The sequence below is a fragment of the Micromonospora sp. NPDC047812 genome (assembly GCF_040704175.1).
Taxonomy (GTDB): domain Bacteria; phylum Actinomycetota; class Actinomycetes; order Mycobacteriales; family Micromonosporaceae; genus Micromonospora.
This window is the reverse complement of sequence record NZ_JBEYRY010000002.1, coordinates 394,925-412,213: the sequence shown is the minus strand read 5'-3', so window position 1 is coordinate 412,213 and position 17,289 is coordinate 394,925. Positions and strand designations below refer to the sequence as shown.

At 72.8% G+C, this 17,289-nt stretch carries 17 protein-coding genes; 12 read left to right on the top strand and 5 right to left on the bottom strand.

Going from position 1 to position 17,289, the window contains the following annotated elements:
• The first annotated feature begins 378 nt into the window (after nt 1-378).
• The 4 genes from AB0883_RS09545 to AB0883_RS09530 all read left to right on the top strand — a co-directional run bounded on the left by AB0883_RS09545 (nt 379) and on the right by AB0883_RS09530 (nt 5,715).
• Nucleotides 379-2,220 (top strand): phosphoenolpyruvate carboxykinase (GTP), encoded by a 1,842-nt coding sequence (locus AB0883_RS09545; protein WP_366640808.1) that lies wholly within the window; start codon nt 379-381, stop codon nt 2,218-2,220.
• Between the two features lie 42 nt (nt 2,221-2,262).
• Nucleotides 2,263-3,123 carry a hypothetical protein gene (locus tag AB0883_RS09540; RefSeq protein ID WP_366640807.1) on the top strand — a complete coding sequence of 287 codons (861 nt, stop codon included), beginning with the start codon at nt 2,263-2,265 and terminating at the stop codon, nt 3,121-3,123.
• A gap of 632 nt (nt 3,124-3,755) precedes the next feature.
• The gene (locus AB0883_RS09535) at nt 3,756-4,913 is read left to right on the top strand and encodes a geranylgeranyl reductase family protein (protein WP_366640806.1); all 1,158 of its coding nucleotides are present in this window, start codon (nt 3,756-3,758) and stop codon (nt 4,911-4,913) included.
• Nucleotides 4,914-4,944: 31 nt separating this feature from the next.
• Complete coding sequence (locus AB0883_RS09530) at nt 4,945-5,715, top strand: isoprenyl transferase (protein WP_366640805.1); 771 nt, start codon at nt 4,945-4,947, stop codon at nt 5,713-5,715.
• Nucleotides 5,716-5,800: 85 nt separating this feature from the next.
• Here the strand turns inward: AB0883_RS09530 and otsB are convergent, their stop codons facing one another.
• From otsB to AB0883_RS09515, 3 genes are all read right to left on the bottom strand, one after another.
• Nucleotides 5,801-6,625, bottom strand: a complete 825-nt coding sequence (otsB, locus tag AB0883_RS09525; protein ID WP_366640804.1) for a trehalose-phosphatase — start codon at nt 6,623-6,625, stop codon at nt 5,801-5,803.
• A gap of 103 nt (nt 6,626-6,728) precedes the next feature.
• A complete protein-coding gene (locus AB0883_RS09520) occupies nt 6,729-7,082 on the bottom strand; it encodes a hypothetical protein (RefSeq protein WP_366640803.1) in 354 nt (117 codons plus the stop codon).
• 162 nt (nt 7,083-7,244) lie between these two features.
• Nucleotides 7,245-7,685 (bottom strand): XRE family transcriptional regulator, encoded by a 441-nt coding sequence (locus AB0883_RS09515; RefSeq protein ID WP_366640802.1) that lies wholly within the window; start codon nt 7,683-7,685, stop codon nt 7,245-7,247.
• 264 nt (nt 7,686-7,949) lie between these two features.
• On the opposite strand from AB0883_RS09515, the gene AB0883_RS09510 reads away from it, so the two are divergent.
• The 6 genes from AB0883_RS09510 to AB0883_RS09485 all read left to right on the top strand — a co-directional run bounded on the left by AB0883_RS09510 (nt 7,950) and on the right by AB0883_RS09485 (nt 13,287).
• The gene (locus tag AB0883_RS09510; RefSeq protein ID WP_121399059.1) at nt 7,950-8,294 is read left to right on the top strand and encodes a hypothetical protein; all 345 of its coding nucleotides are present in this window, start codon (nt 7,950-7,952) and stop codon (nt 8,292-8,294) included.
• Between the two features lie 31 nt (nt 8,295-8,325).
• Nucleotides 8,326-8,664, top strand: coding sequence for a hypothetical protein (locus tag AB0883_RS09505; protein ID WP_366640801.1), 339 nt, complete (start codon nt 8,326-8,328; stop codon nt 8,662-8,664).
• Between the two features lie 381 nt (nt 8,665-9,045).
• Nucleotides 9,046-10,461, top strand: a complete 1,416-nt coding sequence (locus AB0883_RS09500; RefSeq protein WP_121396585.1) for a PhoH family protein — start codon at nt 9,046-9,048, stop codon at nt 10,459-10,461.
• A gap of 275 nt (nt 10,462-10,736) precedes the next feature.
• Nucleotides 10,737-11,435, top strand: coding sequence for a lytic transglycosylase domain-containing protein (locus AB0883_RS09495; protein ID WP_366640800.1), 699 nt, complete (start codon nt 10,737-10,739; stop codon nt 11,433-11,435).
• Nucleotides 11,436-11,547: 112 nt separating this feature from the next.
• Nucleotides 11,548-12,201, top strand: a complete 654-nt coding sequence (locus AB0883_RS09490; RefSeq protein WP_121396582.1) for a rhomboid family intramembrane serine protease — start codon at nt 11,548-11,550, stop codon at nt 12,199-12,201.
• 117 nt (nt 12,202-12,318) lie between these two features.
• Nucleotides 12,319-13,287: an NAD(P)/FAD-dependent oxidoreductase gene (locus tag AB0883_RS09485; protein ID WP_366640799.1), complete on the top strand. Its 969-nt coding sequence runs from the start codon at nt 12,319-12,321 to the stop codon at nt 13,285-13,287.
• 12 nt (nt 13,288-13,299) lie between these two features.
• On the opposite strand, the gene AB0883_RS09480 is transcribed toward AB0883_RS09485, so the two are convergent.
• Entirely contained in the window at nt 13,300-14,277 is a 978-nt protein-coding gene (locus tag AB0883_RS09480) for a DMT family transporter (protein WP_366640798.1), read from the bottom strand.
• Nucleotides 14,274-15,305 carry a class II fructose-bisphosphatase gene (glpX, locus tag AB0883_RS09475; RefSeq protein ID WP_121396576.1) on the bottom strand — a complete coding sequence of 344 codons (1,032 nt, stop codon included), beginning with the start codon at nt 15,303-15,305 and terminating at the stop codon, nt 14,274-14,276. Before glpX ends, AB0883_RS09480 begins: the two co-directional genes overlap by 4 nt.
• A gap of 152 nt (nt 15,306-15,457) precedes the next feature.
• On the opposite strand from glpX, the gene AB0883_RS09470 reads away from it, so the two are divergent.
• On the top strand, nt 15,458-16,171 hold the full coding sequence (locus AB0883_RS09470; protein WP_366640797.1) for a DUF4245 domain-containing protein: 714 nt from the start codon (nt 15,458-15,460) through the stop codon (nt 16,169-16,171).
• Nucleotides 16,172-16,282: 111 nt separating this feature from the next.
• Nucleotides 16,283-17,089: a hypothetical protein gene (locus tag AB0883_RS09465; RefSeq protein WP_366640796.1), complete on the top strand. Its 807-nt coding sequence runs from the start codon at nt 16,283-16,285 to the stop codon at nt 17,087-17,089.
• Nucleotides 17,090-17,289 lie beyond the last annotated feature (200 nt).

The following is a 17,289-nucleotide window of genomic DNA, read 5'->3' as shown; positions in this document are numbered from 1 at the left end:
CCTACCGGCTGGGGTCATCCCGCACGGGTAGCAACGGCGGACCGCTCGCCCGAGTGTGTGTCTGTGGACAGAGCGTAACGGGATCGTGCGTCCCTCCGGGGCGGTTCGTGGGTTTCGCCGCCGGGGTCGCGGCCCGGCCCGGTCGGTGACGGGTTCCCCACAGGATTTGCGTGAAACTGCTCGTGAAAGCGGGTATTAGCTCGTGATGCCGCAGCGTGCCCGTACCTTGTGCAGTTCTTCACAACCAGTCCCACTGACTGGTGACCTCGCCCGGTTTACGCTGAGGCCAATCCCAGGTTTCCACGAAGGCGACGCATAGCGCCGTCAAGACTCGTGCATCCCATAGATCGGTCAGCGTCGACCACAAGGAGATGTGTCATGGTTGCTCCGGCTACCGTTCGGGGTATCGATCAGGCCCCGACGTCCCACCCGAAACTGCTCGCCTGGGTCCGTGAGGTCGCTGAACTGACCACCCCCGACCGCGTCGTTTGGGTGGACGGGTCCGACGAGGAGTGGCGCCGCCTCACCGACGAGCTGGTCGAGGCCGGCACCCTGATCCGGCTCAACCCCGAGAAGAAGCCCAACTCGTTCTACGCGCGGACCGACCCGACGGACGTCGCCCGGGTCGAGGAGCGCACCTTCATCTGCTCCGTCGACGAGGCGGACGCCGGCCCCACCAACAACTGGATGGCGCCGGCCGAGATGAAGCGGACGATGACGGAGCTGTACCGCGGTTGCATGCGCGGGCGCACCATGTACGTCATCCCGTTCTGCATGGGCCCGGTCGAGGCCGAGAGCCCCATGTTCGGCGTCGAGATCACCGACAGCCCGTACGTCGTCGCCTCCATGCGAATCATGACCCGGATGGGCGCCAAGGTCCTGGAGGCCATGGGCGACGACGCGGACTTCGTCCACGCGCTGCACTCCATCGGCGCCCCGCTCGCCCCCGGCCAGCAGGACGTGGCGTGGCCGTGCAACGAGACGAAGTACATCTCGCACTTCCCGGAGACCCGGGAGATCTGGTCCTTCGGCTCCGGCTACGGCGGCAACTCGCTGCTCGGCAAGAAGTGCTACTCGCTGCGCATCGCCAGCGTGATGGGGCGCGACGAGGGCTGGCTCGCCGAGCACATGCTCATCCTCAAGATCACCTCGCCCGAGGGCAAGGTCTACCACGTCGCCGGGGCCTTCCCGTCGGCCTGCGGCAAGACCAACCTGGCCATGCTGGAGCCGACCGTCCCCGGCTGGAAGGTCGAGACCATCGGCGACGACATCGCCTGGATGCGCTTCGGCCCGGACGGCCGCCTCTACGCCGTCAATCCCGAGTACGGCCTCTTCGGCGTCGCGCCCGGCACCGACTGGAAGACCAACGCCAACGCGATGCGGACGCTGGACCGGGGCAACTCCATCTTCACCAACGTCGCCCTCACCGACGACGGGGACATCTGGTGGGAGGGCATGGGCGAGCCGCCGGCGCACCTGGTCGACTGGAAGGGCAACGACTGGACGCCGGAGAGCGACAGCCTCTCCTCGCACGCGAACAGCCGGTTCTGCACCCCGATCACCCAGTGCCCGATCCTGGCCGAGGACTACTTCGACCCGAACGGCGTGCCGATCGACGCGATCCTCTTCGGCGGTCGCCGCCGGGACACCATCCCGCTGGTGACCGAGGCCCGCGACTGGGTGCACGGCGTCTACATGGGCGCGACGCTCTCCTCGGAGACCACCGCCGCCGCCTCCGGCGCGGTCGGCGTCGTCCGGCGCGACCCGATGGCGATGCTCCCGTTCATCGGCTACCACGCCGGCGACTACTTCCGGCACTGGATCGAGATGGGCAAGGGCACCGACGGCGACGAGTCGAAGCTGCCGAAGATCTACTACGTCAACTGGTTCCGCAAGGACCCGGAGGGCAACTTCCTCTGGCCCGGTTTCGGCGAGAACTCCCGGGTGCTCAAGTGGATCATCGAGCGGATCGAGGGGCGCGCCGAGGCGGTGGAGACGCCGATCGGCATGGTCCCGGCCCAGGACGCGCTCGACGTCGAGGGCCTGGACATGACCCCGGAGGACGTCCGGATCGCGCTGAAGGTCGACCCGGAGGAGTGGCGCAAGGAGCTCCCGATGGTCACCGAGTGGTTCGAGAAGTTCGGCGACAAGCTGCCGGGCGTGCTCTGGGCGGAGCTGGACGCGCTGCGTGCCCGGCTCGACGCGGCGCCGCAGCGCTGAGACAGGTGTGACAGACGCCCCGACCGGGCATCATCGGATCCCATGAGGACGGCCGCCGCGACCGAGGTCCGGCGGCCGTCCGCCGTCCGGGCGCTCACCGCACTGCTCGCGCTGACCGCGGCGGCCACCGTCGTGGTCGAGCTGCTCAACTGGTGGTACGCCCCGGAGCAGGGCTTCGGGCTGGCGGTGCGGACGGGCTGGGCGATGCTCCGTTCGCTCGGCTTCCTGCTGCTCATCGGGCACGTCCGTCGGGGCCGGACCGTGGCCCGGCCGTTCGGGCTGATCCTGGCGGTGACCACGGTCTTCGCGATCGGCCGGCTGATCGTGCCCCGGCAGGGGGTGCCGCCGCTGCCGGGCCTGCTCGGGTTCGCCCTGCTCACCGTGCTCTGCACCGCCGCGGTCTGGCTGCTCTACCGCTCGCCCGCCGTGTCCGGGCACCTCGTCCGCCACCGGCCCCGCCTGGTCATCGACCGGGAGGGCATCTCCTGGCGGGAGACCCCGCCCCGGCGGCCGGAGGTCAGTGGTTGGCTCCTCACCAGCCGGGTCGCGGCGTTCACCTACAGCCCGCTCATGCTGGTCCCGGCGCTGGTCGCCGGCGGCGCGGTGCTGGACGACCGGCTCGCCGCCGTGCCCGCCGTGCTGCTCTGGTTCGCCGCCGGGATCGTGACCAGCTACGCGGTGCTGTTCTGCACCGCCTTCCTCATGCGCGGCAAGGGCTGGGCGCGCACGCTGCTGGTGGCCGTCACCGCGATCGTGCTCGCCGTCGACCTGCCGCTGTGCTGGTGGCTGCTCGGCCCGGACGGGCTGGTCCGCGATGGCGGCCCGCTGGTGGCCGCCGCCGCGCTGACGATCTACGGCCTCTGGCGCGCCACCCGCGCCGAACGCGCCGCTCGGCCGGAATAAAGAGCCGGCACAGGAAGCCCGCATAGGAAGCCCGGAGAAGGAGCCCGGCGCAGGGAGAAGGAAGGGACGTCGCGGGTCACCTCCGCGCGCCGGGGGTGCCGCGGGGGGAGAGGTGACCAGCTGGAGACGGTCCCCTTGCGCGCTGTCGAGCTGCCCCGTCCATGAGACCGCCGGCGCCCACGCACCCCGGGAACTCCCTGCCCCATCCGTGCGGGCAGCTCGACAGCGCCCGCACATCGGTGTCCACGCCCCCGCGACCGAAACCGGGATGACCGGTTCCTGCCCGGCGACCGGTGGCGGCCTCGCGGCGAGGCTGTGGCGGCTTCGCGGCGGCCTGCGGCGGCTCGTGGTGACGCTGTGGCGGCCTCGCGGTGGCTCGTGGTGACGCTGTGGCGGCCTGCGGCGACGCTGTGGCGGCCTGCGGCGACGCTGTGGCGGCTCGCGGTGACCCGCGGCGGCCCCGCGGCGACCTCCCACGGGCCCACGCGGCCGGTGCGGGTGCGGATCGGCGCCGGCTGGGCATCGGCGGCACCAGGACGACCCGGCCGACGTGCCGGGCGGGTTTCGACGCGGGGGGCGTCTCCGGCGGCAGGATGGCCACAGGAGCCGGACCGGCGGTGGGAGGCGACGCGGTGGGCGACGAGTCCGTGGGCGACGAGTTCGACGTGGTGGTGGTGGGGGCCGGTCCGGCCGGGTCGGCCGCCGCGCTGGCCGCCCGGCGGGCGGGGGCGAGCGTGCTGCTGCTGGACCGCTCCGACATCCCGAGGGACAAGGCGTGCGGGGACGGCATCGCCGCGCACGCGCTGGACGTGCTGGACGAGTTGGGGGTGCCCGACGCGGTGACCGGGTACGCGCCACTGCCGGCGCTGCGGCTGGTCGGTCCGGGGGGCGGTGCCGTGGCCCGGGCGCTGCCCCGGCCGGCGTACACCGTGCCCCGGAGGGTCTTCGACGCCCGGCTGGTGGCGGCGGCGGTCGCGGCCGGCGCGCGGCTGCGTCGGCACGCGGTGCGGCACGTCGAGGTCCGGGCGGACCGGGTGGTGCTCGACGGCACGCTGGCGGCGCGGGCGGTGGTCGGCGCGGACGGCGCCGGGTCCGTGGTCCGGCGGGCGCTCGGGCACCGGCCGAATCCCGACCGGCACCTGGCGCTCGCCATCCGGGGGTACGCCCCGGCGCTGCCCGGCCCGCCCGAACAGCTCATCGTCACCTCGGCGCCGCGCTGGCCGGCGTACGCCTGGTCGTTCCCGATCGGGGACGGTCGGGCGAACGTCGGGTACGGGGAGGTGCTGCGGGGCGAGCCGCTGACCCGGGCGCACCTGGTCGACCGGCTCGGCGCGCTGCTGCCCGGCACGGACCCGGCCACGGTAGCCGACCTGCGGGCCCACCACCTGCCGCTGTCGACGCACCGGCCCGCTCCCGGGCGCGGCCGGCTGCTGCTCGCCGGCGACGCGCTCTCCCTGATCAACCCGTTCACCGGCGAGGGCATCTTCTACGCGCTGCTCTCCGGCGCGCTCGCCGGGGCGGCGGCCGCGGGCTCGCCCGAGCAGGCCGCCCGGCGGTACGCGGCGACGCTGCGCCGACGGCTCGGGACCCACCTGCGGCACAGCTCGCTGGCGGCATGGCTGGCCCGGCGCCGCCGGGTGGTCGACGCGGCCGTCCGCGCCGCGGGTCGGGACGACCGCGTCTACCGGACGGTGGTGGAGCTGGGGCTGGGTGACGGGCGGCTCGACGCCCGCACGCTGGGCATGATCGGCATCGGTCTGTCGGCGTGGGAGCGGACTCCGAGGCGGTGATCCGGCGCGCAGGTCGCTACGCTGCAAGGTGATGACTCTGCGGGACCTGATCTATTCCGTGTACGAGCGTCGCCTCACGGCGAAGCTCGCGGGCAAGCCGGTGCCCCGGCACGTCGGCGTGATGTGCGACGGCAACCGCAGGTGGGCCCGGGAGATGGGCTACGTCGACCCGAACGACGGCCACCGGATGGGCGCCGTCAAGATCAAGCACATGCTGGGCTGGTGCAACCAGGCCGGCATCGAGCACGTGACGCTCTACCTCCTGGCCACCGACAACCTGCGCCGACCGGCCAAGGAACTCGACCCGCTGCTCCAGATCATCGAGGATCTGGTGGTCGAGCTGGCCGAGGAGGGCAATCCCTGGCGGCTGCGGATGGTCGGCGCGCTCGACCTGCTCCCGGCCTCGACCGCCGCCGCGCTCAAGGCCGCCGAGGAACGCACCCGGGACCGCAGCGGCGGGACCGAGGTCAACATCGCGGTCGGCTACGGCGGCCGGCGGGAGATCACCGACGCGGTGCGGTCGCTGCTGCTGGAGTACGCCGCCACCGGCGGCACCCTCGAGGAACTGGCCGAGGTGCTGGACGTCGAGCACATCGCCGAGCACCTCTACACCCGGGGCCAGCCCGATCCCGACCTCGTCATCCGCACCAGCGGCGAGCAGCGCCTCTCCGGCTTCATGCTGTGGCAGTCGGCGCACTCGGAGTTCTACTTCTGCGAACTCAACTGGCCGGAGTTCCGCCACATCGACTTCCTGCGCGCCCTGCGTTCGTACGCCAACCGCCAGCGCCGCTACGGCGCCTGACCGACCCGGAACGCCTCGCCGGTCCCGACGGCCCCGCCGGCCCGGCCGGTCGCAGGCGCGTCGCCCCGGCCCGGCCGGGAGCGAGTCAGGTGAGGTGTCGGGTGGCGTCGGTGAGGAACGCGCCGAGGGCGGCGGGGGAGTCCAGGGTCAGGTCGGCGGCCTCCGCGACCTCGTGGCCCGTCTCCGGGTTGGCGACGGCGACGCACACGCCGAAGAAGTGCGGATCGGCGGCGGCCCGGGCCCGCAGCGCGGCGAACGCCTTGATGTCGGAGACGTCGTCGCCGAAGTACCAGGCGCCCTCGGCGTCCCGGACGATCTCGTCGATGACCATGCCCTTGTCGCGGTCGACCGGGGGCTTGAGCTCCAGCACCATCCGCCCGGCCTGGACCTTGAGCCCGAGCCGCTCGGCCTGGGCCCGACCCCACCGCTCCACGGCCGCGCCGAGCTGCGGCGCGGTGCGCCAGTGCAGCGCCACGGAGAGCCGCTTGTACTCCACCAGCGCGCCCTCGGGCAGCTCGGCCCGGGCCAGGTCGGCCAGCTCCGCCATGGTGGGCACCCAGGGCAGGGCCGCCGGCTCCGTCACGGTCTCGCCGCCGGAGTGGCTGTGCTCCAGGCCGTAGAGGCCGTACAGGTCGACGCCGGCGAGGCCACCGAGGTGGTCGCGGAGGAAGTCGACCGGACGCGCGGAGACGATCGCGACCCGCCGGACGACCGGGGCGAGTGCCTCGATCGCCGCCAGCACCTTCGGGGCGGGGCGCACGGCGGTGGGATCGTCGTCGACCGGCGCCAGGGTGCCGTCGAAGTCGAAGAAGAGCACGGTCCCGGCCGACCTCCCGGCGGTCGTCCGCCAGGCCTGGTCGGCGTCCAACGGGATCCTCGGCTGCTGGTTGCCCAGATTCAACGGCGGCACGCGCGACAGCGTACCCCGGGCGGGGCGGCTCAACCCCCGGCCGAGAGATGGCCTCCGGCCGACGCCCCGGGGGCGCGCGGTCGGGATGTGGCGGGCCCGACGGTCAGCGTTCGGCGGCTCCCCGTCCCCGCCGGCCGAACGGCACGACGGCGGCCTCCTGGCCGTGGTTGAGCAGGTAACCCTCGACGAACCCGCTGTTGCGGTCGCCGGTGCGGTCCTCGATCTCCTGCAGCTTGTTGACCAGGAATTCGGTCAGCGCGCTGACCCGGTCGTCGAGCCGGTGGTGCAGCTCGGCGACCACGGCCAGGATCACCGCGGTGCCGGCGCAGGTGAGCGCGACGAGGTTGACGAGCAGGGGAAGCTGCCCGCCGTTGACCGCCAGGGTCACCACGTTTCCGGTCACGCCCAGTGTCAGCGACACGGTGGCGATCACGACTGCCATCCACTTCAGGGTCATGGACAGACCCCTCCTTCTGTCCCGCAGGGCTGGGTTCGGCCTTGTCCCGTCCCCCCGCCGACGACGAGCCCAAGCAGTACGAGTACGGACGCTAGCGCGCCCGTTCCGGCCCCGGAGCGAAACGAATGAGTCTGACCTGCCGTTCTTTCGCCATCTGAGGAACTAGCCGGCCTGTTTCCCTCGTTTTCGGACGTCGACCGGGAGTGTGGGGCGGTACGCGAGATATCTGATGGTTTCCCGGATGTGGAACTTCTCCGCGTCGGAGACGTCGGGGTCCACGAGCCGCCGCAGCAGCGCCTCCACGTCCGGGTCCATCGGCGGCGGGGCCGGGGTGTTGCGCGGGGCGGTCGCCCGTTCCCAGCCCAGCGCGGCGAAGGCGGTCGCCGGGCTGAGGCCGAGGCCCGCGCAGAACGCGACCACGCGCTCGGCCTCCGGGTCGCTCGCCCAGTCGCCCCGGACCCAGCGGTTGATGGTCTGCCGGGAGACGCCGGTGCGACGGGACACCTCGGTGCCGCTCCACGCCCGGGTGGCCCGGGCCTCGTCGAGCGCCCTCCGGACGAAGGTGGCGAAGGCGATCTTCCGTGCGTTGGCCGTCTCGGTCACTCGGTGACGGTACGACCATCCGTCCACCGGTGCGTGTCCTGGCACGCTGTTGTCACGCAGACGTGACGTAGTTTTCGAGGTGCCGGTGAACGAGTCGGCACCGCTCCTGAGGGGTGTCACCTGGGCAGAATAGATGCCCGTAGAGGTCGTCGTAAACGGACGAAAAGCTGATACTGTCACGCCCATGAGACAATCTACGGTGTGTCACGTGCATGAGACGATCAGTGCTCACATGCGTCACGCCCCCGGCGCGAGGGGGGTGTGGTGACCGAGCTAGCCACCCGTGCCCAGGCCTTCGGCCTGATCGCGGAGGGGGTGGCCACGGGCCTGAGCGCGCCATGGCGGCTCTACCTCGCCCGGGGCTGCCGTTACCTGTCACTCAGCGTCGGCGATCGCACCGAGTGGGACGCCTGGCGTACCCACCTCGGCTGCCCCGAGGTCAGCGTCCGCGTGTACGACGCCGGCGGGGAGATCCGCCGCTCCTCGGTGGCCGAGGTTGTCCTGGACGGCTGCCGGATCAGCGTCGAGCTGGTCGAGGAGGTCAGCACCGACGACCTGGACCGGCTCCTGGTCGCCGAGCCCACGTCGACCGAGCCGGAGGAGCGATGACCCGGCACCCGCGGCGCACCGGAGCCGCCGGATGAGCCCCTTCCTCGCCGTCTTCCTCGTCCTCGTCCTCGGCGCCACGAGCTACGCGGCCGGGCGGCTGCACGGTCAGCTCAGCTACCGCATCGGCTACCGCTTCGGCTACCGGCAGGGCTACTTCGACGGCGACCGGGGGGCGTGGAACCGGCGTCGCCGCGACGCCCAGGCCGCCATCGCCTCCGCCCTGGCCGGCCCGCCGCCCGCCGCCACCACCCGGGTCACCGGCACGGTGGTGCGGCCCGGCACCACGTACACCGGCTCGTCGTTCTCGGCGCCGGTCGCCCCGGTCGCCGGGCGGCACCCGACCGGCACCCTGGTCCGGCGGACTGGTTGAACCCCGGTCGACGGGGAGCCCGAGGCCCCGTCGACCGGAACCAGGGCGCGGTGCGTCGTCCGCGGCGGACACGCACCGTCGGGACCACGTCAGACCGGTGACGGTGGTCCCACCGGCCGGGATGCGCGCAGGGGGCATGCATCCCGGCCGGTTCCGCCGCCGGCCGGCGTTCACCCGTCGGTCCCCGGAGATCCACCTCCGCCCTCTAGCCGACGGGGTCCGACGCGGCTAGCGTCTAGGCATGGCACGGGGTTCTCCCGGGCCAGCCGGTCCGCCCGGATCTGCGACCTCGCGCACGGGGTTCCGCATCCGACCCCGTGTCCCCGGGCACCGGAGGAGGCGGAACACGGGTGGCGGGTGCCCATCCGTCGGAGCAGGCCTGTGACGACTCGCCGTACGCCCGCCGGGACCGACCAGACCCCGGCCGCGACTGCCACGACCCGCCGCGCCACCCGGAGCCGCCGCGGCGCGTCCGCCGCCCCGGTCGACACCGAGGAGCCCCGACCAGCCGGCCAGGCGTTCGTCCTGGACACCTCGGTGCTCCTGTCCGACCCGGCGGCCTTCCACCGCTTCGCCGAGCACGAGGTGGTCCTGCCCCTCGTGGTCATCTCCGAACTTGAGGGCAAGCGGCACCACCCGGAGCTGGGCTGGTTCGCCCGGCAGTCCCTGCGCATGCTGGACGAGCTGCGGGTCCGGCACGGGCGACTGGACCGCCCGGTGCCCGCCAACGACTCCGGCGGCACGCTGCGGGTGGAGCTCAACCACTCCGACGACGGCGTGCTGCCGCCGGGGTTCCGCACCGACTCCAACGACACCCGGATCCTCTCCGTCGCGCTGAACCTCGCCGCCGAGGGGCGGGAGGTGACCCTGGTCAGCAAGGACATGCCGCTGCGGGTCAAGGCCGCCTCGGTGGGCCTGCGGGCGGACGAGTACCGGCACGGCCAGGCCAGCGACCCCACCTGGACCGGGATGGCCGAACTGGAACTCGCCGAGGAGCAGATCGGCCAGCTCTACGCCGGCGAGGCGCTGGACCTGGACGCCGCCGCCGGGCTGCCCTGCCACACCGGCCTGGTGCTGCACTCGGGCCGGGGCTCCGCGTTGGGCCGGGTGCTGCCGGACAAGACCGTACGGCTGGTCCGTGGCGACCGCGAGGCGTTCGGGCTGCACGGTCGCTCGGCCGAGCAGCGGATCGCGCTCGACCTGCTGCTGGACGAGTCGGTGGGCATCGTCTCCCTGGGCGGACGGGCCGGCACCGGCAAGTCGGCGTTGGCACTCTGCGCCGGACTGGAGGCGGTGATGGAGCGCCGCCGGCACAAGAAGGTGATCGTCTTCCGCCCGCTCTACGCCGTCGGCGGCCAGGAGCTGGGCTATCTGCCCGGCTCGGAGTCGGAGAAGATGTCGCCCTGGGCGCAGGCGGTCTTCGACACCCTCGGCGCGGTGGTGCACGAGAACGTGCTGGAGGAGGTCACCTCCCGGGGGCTGCTGGAGGTGCTGCCGCTGACGCACATCCGGGGCCGGAGCCTGCACGACGCCTTCGTGATCGTGGACGAGGCGCAGTCGCTGGAGCGTGGGGTGCTGCTCACGGTGCTCTCCCGCATCGGCCAGGGCTCCCGGGTGGTCCTCACCCACGACGTCGCCCAGCGGGACAACCTGCGCGTCGGCCGGCACGACGGGGTGACCGCGGTGATCGAGGCGCTCAAGGGGCATCCGCTGTTCGCCCACGTCACCCTCAGCCGTTCGGAGCGTTCGCCGATCGCCGCGATGGTGACGGATCTCCTGGAGGACATCCCGCAGTGACGTCCGTTCTGTAGGGGTTTGTCTGCATTCTCTTTGTGGCGCAGATCACAATCGAGGCTCTTCGTTTCCCATCGGCCTCACCGTGCGCAATGGTGTCCAGCGAGCGCCCACGTACCGAGAAGATCGTTGGTGATCGTTCGTCACAGGACGCGCCAGCATCCACCGGGGTACGTCGGCTGCGACCGGCACCGGGTCGGGGCGCTCGCGACGCGGACGCGACCCACCCGGGTTGCCGCCCCGCGCCGTGTCCTTGCACCCGACGAAGGGACCACTTCGTGAGTCGGCTGTGGAGCCGGTTCGGCGCCCGTACGGCCGCTGTCGCGCTGCTCTCCGTGGGCGTCGCCGGCGGTGTCTACCTGGGCGAAGACCGACAGACCCAGCAGCAGGGCCTGACCGCACAGGTCGGCGTCGCTGTCGAGCAGGCCGAGTTCGAGTACCAGCGCGAGCGGCAGGCCGCCCAGCAGGTGCAGTCCGCGAAGCAGCGGACCGCCGAGTACCAGGCGAAGCTGCGCGCCGCCGCGGCGGCGAAGGAGGCCGCCAAGCGCGCCCGCGAGGCCGAGGCCGCCGCCGCGTCGCGCAAGAAGGCCCGCGAGGCCGCCGCCAAGGCCGCGGCCGAGAAGGCGGCCGAGAGCAAGCCGTACGAGGGGCCGATCCCGGCCTCCTGCGCCGAGTTCAGCGGCAACCGCGAGGTCGGCTGCGCGCTCATGGTGAAGGCGGGCTTCGGGATGGACCAGTTCCCGTGCCTGAACAAGCTCTGGGACAAGGAGAGCGGCTGGAACCACAAGGCCCGCAACCCCTCGTCCGGGGCGTACGGCATCCCGCAGGCGCTGCCGGGCAGCAAGATGGGCTCCGTCGCCGACGACTGGCAGACCAACCCGGCGACCCAGATCAAGTGGGGCCTCGGCTACATCGAGGGCCGCTACGGCTCGCCCTGCAAGGCCTGGGCCCACTCGCAGGACGTGGGCTGGTACTGATCGACCTCCGACGGCGGGGTGTGTGGGCGTCCACACACCCCGCCCTCGTCGTTCCGGGTACGGATCGCCGCAGAAGTGGCGGCTGCGCCCGACACCTGATAGCTCTTGACGGGTGACCCTGCACCCGGGAAGCGGCGACCCGCACCGGTTCGGCACCGAGGCGTTCTACGCCGCGCTCGGCCGGGCCTTCGTCGCCATGTGCGCGGTGGTGCCGTTCCTCTTCCTCATCGAGGCCCTCGACCAGGGGCTCGCGTTCGGCCTCGACGCCACGGCCGGTATCATCCCGAAGCGCATCGACGGCCTCGACGGGGTCTTCTTCTCGCCGTTCCTGCACCACGGCTTCGACCACCTCTACAGCAACAGCATCCCGCTGATCCTGCTGGGCACCTTCGTGCTCGCCGCCGGCGCCCGCCGCTTCCTCTGGTCGACGCTCGTCATCATCCTGGTCAGCGGGCTGGGGGTGTGGTTCACCGGCTCGTCGACCTCGGTGGTGGTCGGCGCGAGCGGCGTCATCTTCGGCTACCTGGGCATCCTGCTGACCCGGGGCATCGTCGAGCGGAGCTGGTGGAACTTCGCCGTCTTCCTCCTCGTCGGCCTGCTCTACGGCTGGCAGCTGGTCGGCATCCTCCCCACCGACGAGCGGATCTCCTGGCAGGGCCACCTGTTCGGGCTGCTCGGCGGGGTGGTCGCCGCGATCATCTTCCGGCGCCGCCGGGGCGACCTGGGCGGTCCCCACCGCTCGGAGTCCACGCTCACCATGCCCTGAGCGCCGACGCGCCGGTGCCGTGCGGCCCGGTGGGACATGCTTGCCCAGGGCGCGCCGCCGGCCCTACCGTCGGGATCAGCACGCGTTGATCCGTGAGCGGAAAGCGACGGTACGCACATGCGCGAGGTCGATGTCGCGGTGATCGGGGCCGGCCCGGCCGGGCTGTTCGCGGCGTACTACGCCGGCTTCCGTGGGCTCTCCGTCGCGGTCGTCGACGCGCTGCCCGAGCCCGGCGGCCAGATCACCGCCATGTACCCGGAGAAGCTGATCCACGACGTGGCCGGCTTCCCGGCGGTCAAGGGGCGGGAGCTGGTGGCCAACCTCGTCGCCCAGGCGGCTCCCTTCGACCCGTGCTACCTGCTCGGCACCCGCGCCGAGAAGCTCTCGTACGCCGACGGGCAGCCGGTGCTCGGTCTCGCCGGCGGCGGGCGGCTGCGGTGCGGGGCGGTGATCGTCACCGGTGGGCTGGGCAGCTTCACGCCCCGCCCGCTGCCGGTGGCGGAGCACTTCGCCGGCGCCGGGATCGTCTACTTCGTACCGCAGCCGACGGAGCTGGCCGACCGGGACGTGCTGATCGTCGGCGGCGGCGACTCCGCCTTCGACTGGGCGTCGACGCTCGAGCCGCTGGCCCGCTCGGTGACGGTGGTGCACCGGCGGGAGAAGTTCCGGGCGCACGCGGCCACCGTCGCCCGGGTGCTGGGGCTTCCGGTGCGCGTGATCGTCAACGCCGAGGTGACCAGGCTGCACGGCGACGGCACGGTCACCGGCGCCGAGATCACCGTACGCGGCGGCGCGGCGGAGCTACTGCCGGTGGACACGGTGGTGGCCGCCCTCGGTTTCACCGCCGACCTCGGCCCGCTGGCCGAGTGGGGGTTGCGGCTGGACCGCCGGCACATCGTGGTCGACAGCGCGATGGCGACGAACCTGCCCCGGGTCTTCGCGGCGGGCGACATCACCGAGTATCCGGGCAAGGTGCGGCTGATCGCGACCGGTTTCGGCGAGGCCGCCACGGCGGTCAACAACGCGGCGGTGGCCATCGACCCGAGCGCGCACCTGTTCCCCGGGCACTCGTCCGACGGCACCTGACGCGCCGGGGCATCAGCGGCCGGGGCGGGGCGTCGGCGCGAGGGCGGCGACTCCGACCGCGACCAGGGTCAGCGCCGCGCCGAGCAGGGTGACGGGGCCCGGGCGGGAGGCCGCCGTGGGCAGCAGCAGGTCCAGCAGTACGGCGCCGACGATCTGCCCGGCGATGGTGGCCAGACCGAGCAGCAGTACGCCGGTGAACCGGACGATCGCCGCGGCGATCGCGATGAACACGATCCCGATCGGCCCGCCCAGGTAGAGCCACGGCTCGGCCGGCGCGCCGCCCGCCGGCCAGCCCCGGAGCGCGAGGTCGACGGCGAAGGCGACCAGCAGGGCCACCGTGCCGACGGAGAAGTTGACAAGCGTGGCGGTCAGCGCGCTGCCGGCGGCCATCCGTACCCGGCCGTTGACCGCCTGCTGCCAGGCGATGGCCACCCCGGCGAGCAGCGGCAGCAGGGCCAGCCCGAGGGTGCCCGGGTCGCCGAGCCGGTCGCCGACGGCCAGCAGGACCGCGACCACGGTCAGCGCCGCGCCGGCCAGCCGCCGGCCGGTGACCGGCTGGGGACCGCCCGGGCCGATCCCGGCCCGGTCGACGGCCAGGCTGCTGCCGGACTGGCCGGCGACCACCGCGACGGTGAAGACCGCCACGCCGAGGGTGCCGATGGTCAGGCCCTGGGCGGCGACCAGGAGCGCGCCGCACGCCCCGCCGAGGCACTGCCACGGCCGCAACGTGCCGTCGGCGAGCGCGCCGCGCAGGGCGGCCAGCCCTCGCCGCCCACCCGGGGTGGCGGGGACCAGCACCAGCAGCACCAGCAGGCCCAGCCCGAACGAGACGACCGCGGCGGCGATCCCGTCGGCCAGGCGTACGCCCAACTCGCCGTTGATCCGGGACTGCACGGCCACGGCCAGCCCGGAGGCGGTCGCGAGGCCCACGCCGGTGACCCGGCGGGCCGCCGACGGGGCCGGCGGGGCCAGCGTCCCGGCGACGCTCACTCCTGCTCGGCCAGGGGGCGGCCGTCGAAGTCGACCGCCGAGTAGAGGGCGAGCTTCTCCAACCGGTGGTACGAGTCGATCACCCGGATGGTGCCGCTCTTCGAGCGCATGACGATCGACTGCGTGTACGCGCCGCCGGCCCGGTAGCGCACGCCCCGCAGCAGGTCGCCGGAGGTGACGCCGGTGGCCACGAAGAAGCAGTTGTCCCCGGTGACGAGGTCGTCGGTCGTGAGCACCCGGTCCAGGTCGTGCCCGGCGGCGAGCGCCTTCTCCCGCTCCTCGGCGTCGCGCGGCCAGAGCTTGGCCTGCATCGCCCCGCCCATGCACTTCAGCGCGCAGGCCGAGATGATGCCCTCGGGGGTGCCGCCGATGCCCATCAGCACGTCGACGTCCGACTCGCCGCGGGCCGCCGCGATGGAACCGGCGATGTCGCCGTCCGAGATGAACCGGATGCCCGCCCCGGTCCGGCGGATCTGCGTGACCAGGTCGTCGTGTCGGCTGCGGTCCAGCACGCAGACCGTGACCTCGGAGACGTCCGTGCCCTTGACCTTGGCGATCCGGCGCAGGTTCTCGGCCACCCCGGCGTTGATGTCCACCACGTCGGCGTACGCCGGCCCGACGGCGAGCTTCTCCATGTAGAAGACGGCGCTCGGGTCGAACATCGCACCCCGCTCGGAGACGGCGAGCACCGCCACCGCGTTCGGCATGCCCTTGCTCATCAGCGTGGTGCCGTCGACGGGGTCGACGGCGACGTCCACCTCCGGGCCGGTGCCGTCGCCGACGTGCTCGCCGTTGAAGAGCATCGGGGCGTTGTCCTTCTCGCCCTCGCCGATCACCACGACGCCCCGCATGGGGATCGAGTTGATCAGCTTGCGCATCGCGTCGACGGCGGCTCCGTCGCCGCCCTCCTTGTCGCCCCGACCGACCCAGCGACCGGCGGCCATCGCCGCGGCCTCGGTGACCCGGACCAGGTCGAGGGCGAGGTTGCGGTCGAGATCCTGTGGGATCCGCGTCCTGGTGTTCGTCATGACGGCTCCTCCTCGCGACGTTGCGGGGCGGCAGGGTGCGGCGTCGCCGCTGCCGGGTTTGTCGCTGATCCTCACACGATCGCTCACCCGGCGCGGGATCGGGGCGGTGATGGCCCGGATACGGCCGGTCGGGCGGCTGCGAAGATGGTGGGGTGGAAGCCGCACAGCCTGCCGATCGCGTACCCGCCGACTCGACGCCGCCGGACGGCCAGCCACCGGTCGCCCCGAGCCGGGCCGCCGCCGTACCGGAGGGGGAGCCGGCGCTGGTCGAACCCGCCGGCGCCCCCGGGGCGGCCCCGCCCGACGGCGAGGCGGAGACGGGCGAACGGCCCGTGCCGCCGCCCGGGATCGACACCCGCAAGTCGGAGCGCTCGCCGAAGGACATGGCGATCTCGCTGCTCGTGCTGCTGATCCCGATCGCCCTGCTGCTGGCCTTCTACCGGGGATTCCTCGGCGGCGACCAGCCGACGACCGTCGACCCGGCGCCCGCCCTCGAATCGGCGCGGGCCGCCAACGCCTTCCCGGTCAGCGAGCCGGCGGAGCTGGACGACGGCTGGCGCACGGTCAGCGCGAGATTCCAGACCGTCGAGGGTGGGTCGAGCCTCCGGCTCGGCTATCTCACGCCGGAGGGGCGGGCCGCCCAGCTGGTGCAGAGCAGCGTGCCGCCGGAGCGGCTGCTGCCGACCGAGCTGACCGCCGAGGGGCAGCCGCAGGGCCAGACGGACCTGGGCGGGCGCACCTGGCAGCGGTACACCGCCCGGGGCAACGAGCAGGCGCTGGTCCTGCTCGAACCGAACCGGACCGTGATCGTGGTCGGCGACGCCCGGGACAACGAGCTGCGACACCTGGCCACCGCGATCCGGTAGGCGGCCGGAAACCGCCCCCCGAGTGTCGGTCGGATCGGCTACGCTGCCCCGGCTCACTGCCCGGCGGCTGAGGTTCGCCGGGTGCTTACCGTTTCGCGAAGAGAGACAACTGTGAACATTCGACGGTGGAGCGTCGGCGTGCTCGCCGCCACCCTGCTCGTTCCCGGCCTGGCCGCCTGCAAGTCGGACGGTCCCGCGCCGGCCGACGCGGGCTCGGCAACGTCGGCCGTTCCCGCCGACCCGAAGGAAGCGCTGCTCGCCTCCACCAAGGAGATCGAGAAGGGCAACTTCAACTTCACGATCGCCGGTGGCGGCGTCAACGGCCAGGGCTCGGTGCACAAGCCGAGCAACAGCGCCCAGTTCACGATGAAGGTCGACGACGGCTCCGGCACGACCTTCGGCATGGAGATGATCTACATCGAGCCCGACAGCTGGGTGAAGATGGACCTCGGCGAGCTGGGGGCGATGATCCCGGGCGCGGACAAGATGAAGGGCAAGTACCAGCACCTCGACCAGTCCAAGGTCAAGGACGGCGGCGATCTCGCCCTCAACATGAAGGACCTGGACCCGGCCGGCACCGCGGTGCTCGCCAAGGGCATCTCCGAGGTGCAGAAGACCGCCGAGGGCAGCTACGCCGGCAAGCTCGACGCCTCCGCCGTGGGCGACGGCTCGGCCGCCCTGGACTCCGACCTGGTCAAGGCGCTCGGCCCGCAGGCCAAGTCGCTGCCCTTCACCGCCAAGCTGGACGCGGAGGGCCGGCTCACCGAGCTGGTCATCTCCGTCCCAGCGGCCGGTGACACCAAGGCCCACGACATCAAGGTCGCCTACGCCGACTACGGCAAGGCCACCACCCCGCAGAAGCCGCCGGCGGACCAGGTCGTCGAGGCCCCCGCCTCGACGTACGAGATGCTGAAGTAAACACCGGCAGGACGGAAACGGGGCGGCCTCGGCCGCCCCGTTTCCGCGTTCCGGGGTCACCGGTCCGGGGCAACCGGACATCCCGGTGATTGTGCGACGCGGCGACAGGGAACAGGAGTGGGGCGGACCCGGACCGGTCGCCCCGGCAACCGGCCTCAGGGGGTCCGCGCGGCGCAGCCGACGTGGTGCGCCGCCCGGTT

Excerpts from the sequence above, each read along its gene's own strand:
- AB0883_RS09520 (WP_366640803.1), bottom strand. The coding sequence starts at position 7,082 with ATGACCCTGAAGTGGATGGCAGTCGTGATCGCCACCGTGTCGCTGACA.
- glpX (WP_121396576.1), bottom strand. The coding sequence starts at position 15,305 with ATGACGAACACCAGGACGCGGATCCCACAGGATCTCGACCGCAACCTC.
- AB0883_RS09540 (WP_366640807.1), top strand. The coding sequence starts at position 2,263 with ATGAGGACGGCCGCCGCGACCGAGGTCCGGCGGCCGTCCGCCGTCCGG.
- AB0883_RS09545 (WP_366640808.1), top strand. The coding sequence starts at position 379 with ATGGTTGCTCCGGCTACCGTTCGGGGTATCGATCAGGCCCCGACGTCC.
- AB0883_RS09505 (WP_366640801.1), top strand. The coding sequence starts at position 8,326 with ATGAGCCCCTTCCTCGCCGTCTTCCTCGTCCTCGTCCTCGGCGCCACG.
- AB0883_RS09485 (WP_366640799.1), top strand. The coding sequence starts at position 12,319 with ATGCGCGAGGTCGATGTCGCGGTGATCGGGGCCGGCCCGGCCGGGCTG.
- AB0883_RS09530 (WP_366640805.1), top strand. The coding sequence starts at position 4,945 with ATGACTCTGCGGGACCTGATCTATTCCGTGTACGAGCGTCGCCTCACG.